The organism is Paenibacillus sp. KS1 (genome assembly GCF_001680695.1).
GTDB lineage: Bacteria > Bacillota > Bacilli > Paenibacillales > Paenibacillaceae > Paenibacillus_B > Paenibacillus_B suaedae.
In genome coordinates this window covers 1-553 of record NZ_MAIS01000296.1, presented here as the reverse complement: position 1 = coordinate 553, position 553 = coordinate 1, and the positions used below count along the sequence as shown (strand labels likewise).

General features: G+C 46.5%; 2 protein-coding genes. Both read right to left on the bottom strand.

Going from position 1 to position 553, the window contains the following annotated elements; translation table 11 throughout:
* Positions 1-179, bottom strand: a 179-nt coding sequence (locus tag BBG47_RS28395) for a thioredoxin family protein (RefSeq protein ID WP_139070843.1), incomplete at its 3' end; no start/stop codon positions are given.
* A 2-nt stretch (positions 180-181) separates the two neighbouring features.
* The coding region (locus BBG47_RS28390) for a MerR family transcriptional regulator (RefSeq protein ID WP_021255868.1) at positions 182-553 on the bottom strand (372 nt) is incomplete at its 5' end.

Here is a 553-nt window from a genome sequence, read left to right as displayed (position 1 = left end):
TCGTCACAGTCTACCTTGACTACGTTTACCCGTTCCCCATATTGATGATCCAACTCGTCGAGAATTGGCAGAAGCGCTTTGCATGGAGGGCACCACGTTGCTCCGAATTCAACTAGTGTAACCCCTTGCTCGCGAATAGATTCGCGAAATGATTGTTCATTAACTTCGTATATACTCATCGTTATTCCTCCTGGTTCGTTGTTTGTCTTTCCTTCATAATGAAGCGGATGCGCTCTTGCAGATTGGACTTTATAGATTGAAGAAGATGGATTTGCTCGTCGATTTCCGCAAGCTTTTGCTCATATATCGGGAGCACTTCTTGACAGAAGGCTTCTTCATTCTTGAGGACGCATTGCAGAAATCCGGCGATTTGCTCCGTTGTAAGTCCAAGGCTTAAATAAAACTGAATGGTGCGCACTTGTTCTTCCGCAAACGTTGAATATTCGCGGTAGCCATTCGTATGCCTAGCGGGAGTAAGCAATCCCTGCTGCTCATAATAACGCAGTGAGCGAAGGCTAACCCCAGTTCGGGCGGAAAGTTCCCCGATTCTCAT